This window comes from Pseudonocardia sp. Ae150A_Ps1, assembly GCF_001932315.1.
Lineage (GTDB): Bacteria > Actinomycetota > Actinomycetes > Mycobacteriales > Pseudonocardiaceae > Pseudonocardia.
This window is the reverse complement of the sequence record NZ_MCIJ01000007.1, coordinates 1-2829: the sequence shown is the minus strand read 5'-3', so window position 1 is coordinate 2829 and position 2829 is coordinate 1. Positions and strand designations below refer to the sequence as shown.

1 protein-coding gene and 1 pseudogene are annotated in these 2829 nt (G+C 76.1%); one reads left to right on the top strand and one right to left on the bottom strand.

Features of this window, described 5'->3' with window-relative positions; all coding sequences use genetic code 11:
* Positions 1 to 1051: hypothetical protein (locus Ae150APs1_RS31775; protein ID WP_139317657.1), on the bottom strand; the 1051-nt coding region annotated here is incomplete at its 3' end.
* Between Ae150APs1_RS31775 and Ae150APs1_RS31770 the strand changes: the two are divergent.
* Positions 1052 to 2829: pseudogene (locus tag Ae150APs1_RS31770) on the top strand (hypothetical protein); the annotation flags it as partial.

Below are 2829 nucleotides of genomic sequence, written 5' to 3'. Positions count from 1 at the left end.
GTGCCGCCGGCTCCGAGACGGCCTCGGGCGCCGGGACCGTCGCGTCCTCGACACCGGCGTCCTCGGCACCGGGCTCCTCGACGAACTCGTCGACGGGGACGTCCTCCCAGCCGATGGTCATCCCGTCGTCGTCGACGCCGGGGAGCTCGTCCCCGGTGAGCTCGGCGATCCGGGCGGCCGCGTCGGTCTGCCCGTCGGTGTCGGCGTCGTGCGCGTGCACGAACCACTGCACGGACTCCGACTCCCGGCCGGCGACCAGGAGGTTGTCGGCGTAGGCGTAGAACAGCCGGGCGCTCCACGGGTCACGCCTCGCGGCGTCGAGCTCCGGCACCTGCAGTCCGACGACGGCAGCGTCCACCTCACCGAGATCGCGCCGCGCTCCGGCGGCGACGATGAGCAGCTCGATCCGCTCCTCGGCCCCGAGATCGCGCGCCTCCGGGCTCCGGGCGAGGTCGACCGCCCGCTCGGGACGGCCGAGTGCCCGCTCGATGTCGGCCATGACGTGGACGTGCCCGGGGCCACCACCCATCCGGCGGGCGGCCCGGAACTCTCCGAGCGCCTCGTTCCACTCACCGGCGTGGTAGGCGACGATCCCGGCTGCCTCCCGGACGACCGCGATGCGGGACGCCCGGCGCCGCGCGTACCGCGCGTGCTCGAGCGCCCGCTCCGGGTCCTCGTCGACGAGGACGCCCGCGGCCACCAGGTGCCGCGCCACCGACTCCGCGGTCTCCTTCTGCAGCCCGCGCAGGTCCCGGCGCACGCTGCCGTCGAGGTCCGACGGCGTGATCGACGCGGGGAGGTCCGGCTCGGCCACGAAGGTCCGCTCGGCCGACTCGGGGATCACCCGGCGGCGCTCCTGCCTGCCGTCACGGCCGGCACCCGGCCGGTCGCGGCGATCGCCCGAGCGGTCGTCGCGGCGGCCACGCGGACGGTCGTCCCCGCGCCGGTCGTCACGCGGCCCACGCGCCGGGCGCTCGGCCCGGTCACGCGCCGGCGGGACGTCGTCGGCGACGTGGTCGTCACGGGTACCGGGCTCCGGACCGCGGGACACGTGAGCACCGTCGTCCGCCCGGACGCCGGTCATCTCGGAGGCAGGCTCCGCGGCCCCGTCGTCCGGTACCCCCGCGACCGCCCGGTCGTCGTCTTCGACGGGCGTGGCGACGGCCTCCTGCTCGACGGCCGGAACGATCGCCGGAGCGGAGTCCGGGACGTCCTCGACGGCAGGAGCCCTCTTCTCGGGCGCAACCGCGGCGTGGCCACCGAGGTCGCCCTCGGACGGCCGGTCGGCGCTGCCGGGCCGGGACGCGGATGCGCGGTCATCGACGGGACGGTCGTCCCTGTCGGCGGGCCGTGCATCGCGCAGGTCGCGGTCTCCGGCGTCGCGGAACGGACGGGCACCACGGGCGTCGTCGCGATCGCGGTACGGGCGACCACCTCGCTGGTCCCGGTCGTCGCGGCCACGGAACGGACGGCCACCACGCTGGTCGTCGCGGTCACGGGACGGCCGGCGGTCGCGGTCGTCCCGGGCGCCGGCCGGCCTGCCGCCACGATCGTCACGATCACGGAACGGACGACCGCCACGGTCGTCGCCGCGGAAGGACCGACCGCCTCGATCGTCGCGGTCGCGGGACGGGCGGCCGGTACCCCGGTCGTCGCGGTACCCGGACGGACGCCCACCGCGGTCGTCACGATCGTCCCGGAACGAGCGGCCACCGCGGTCGTCACGGCCGCCGTACGAGCGCCGACCGCGGTCGTCACGGTCGTCACGGTCGTCACGGTCGTCACGGCCGCGGAACGGCCGACCACCGCGGTCGTCACGATCACGAGTGGGACGCCCGCCCCGGTCGTCACGATCACGGAACGGACGGCCACCGCGGTCGTCCCGGCCTCCCTCGGAGCGGCCCGAGCGGTCGCGGTCGTCACGGGGCCGGTAGGGCCGCCCGCCGCGGTCGTCGTCACGGCCGGTGCCGCGACGGTCGTCGCCGAGCGAACGTCCACCGCTGCGGGGGGCACCGCGCCGGTCGTCCCGGTCGCCGCTGTTCCAGCCACCACGATCGTCCCGACGGCCACCTGCGTCGCGACCGGGACGGCCGCCCCGGTCGTCGTCACGGAAGCTTCGACGACGAGTGTCGTCACCGCCGGAGGGAAGCCTGTCGCCGCCGCGGAACGAGTCGCCCCGTCCGCGATCGTCGTAGGAACGACCGCCGCGGTCGTCGCGATCGCGATCGGGCCGACGCCCCGCACCGTCACGCTCGCGCGGAGGACGGTCGTCGCGTCCACGGTAGGAGCTACCGCCCCGGTCGCCGGAGAATCGGCCGCCGGAGCCACTCCTGCGGTCACCGGACGGGCGGTCGTCCCGTCCCCGCCGGTCGCCGTCGGAACGGTCGTCGCGCGGTCGTCGGTCGTCGCGCTCGCCACGGCCGGCACCCCGGTCGGGCCTCCCCGACCACGAGCGACCGCCGTCAGGACGATCGCCGCCCCGGCCACGCGCACCGTCACGGTCGTATCGCGGCCGGTCCCCGCCGCGGTCGTCGCGGCGCGGACGGTCGTCGCCGCCCCGTCGCCGGTCGTCGGGACGCGACCACCCGGAGCCGGTACCCGTTCCACGACCGGCCGAGCGCTCGCCCCGCCGACCTTCGTTGCCTCCCCGGCCGTTGCCGGGACGATCCCCGTCCGTCACGTGGTCAGGGTACAAACGAACACCGTCACTTCCGCGGTCGCCGACCGCACCGGGCGAACCGCTCCACGAACGAGTCGGGAGCGGACGCGCACAAGAAAAAAGGGGAGCCCGCTCGGTGACAGCACCGTTGCGGACTCCCCTTTCAGAGG